This window comes from Vibrio maerlii, assembly GCF_003415655.1.
Taxonomy (GTDB): domain Bacteria; phylum Pseudomonadota; class Gammaproteobacteria; order Enterobacterales; family Vibrionaceae; genus Vibrio; species Vibrio maerlii.
The window spans coordinates 1-562 of record NZ_QRHC01000050.1 but is presented as its reverse complement, the minus strand read 5'-3'; the positions used below and the strand labels follow the sequence as shown (position 1 = coordinate 562).

At 42.0% G+C, this 562-nt stretch carries 1 tRNA gene and 1 rRNA gene; both read left to right on the top strand.

Annotated features, from left to right (window positions below):
• Window positions 1-52: 52 nt before the first annotated feature.
• Window positions 53-128: transfer RNA gene (locus DPF91_RS21970), tRNA-Ala, on the top strand.
• A gap of 349 nt (window positions 129-477) precedes the next feature.
• Window positions 478-562 (top strand): 23S ribosomal RNA (locus DPF91_RS21965); the annotation flags it as partial.

The window sequence follows — 562 nt, the reverse complement described above, 5'->3', positions numbered from 1 at the left end:
ACCCACCACTCTCTTCTCCCAGAAGGGTGTGGCGTAAACATGATATTTCGTTGGGGCTATAGCTCAGCTGGGAGAGCGCCTGCCTTGCACGCAGGAGGTCAGCAGTTCGATCCTGCTTAGCTCCACCATCTTTAAGTGTTTTCTCTTTGAGAATATTTAAACATGGTTCTTAACGAACTAGCTCTTTAACAATTTGGAAAGCTGACGAATAACAACAATCCCCATATCTTCGGATATGCGTTGTTATTCAATTAAAAGTTCTCAAATCCTAGTGACGTAGTCATTAGGTAGCAACACACATTCAAGTGTTCTTGGAAACACCACAGTTTACTGTGATGTTTAATATTTGAGTCCGGCAAAATCGAATGTCTCTCGCTCATTTAAATAATGAGAGACAAAACCTTGGTTGTTTGCCATACACCTTTTTGTCTTCACTTTTAAAAAGTGAAAGCAAATCGAAACCTCTTGGGGTTGTATGGTTAAGTGACTAAGCGTACACGGTGGATGCCTTGGCAGTCAGAGGCGATGAAGGACGTATTAACTTGCGATAAGCCCAGATTAG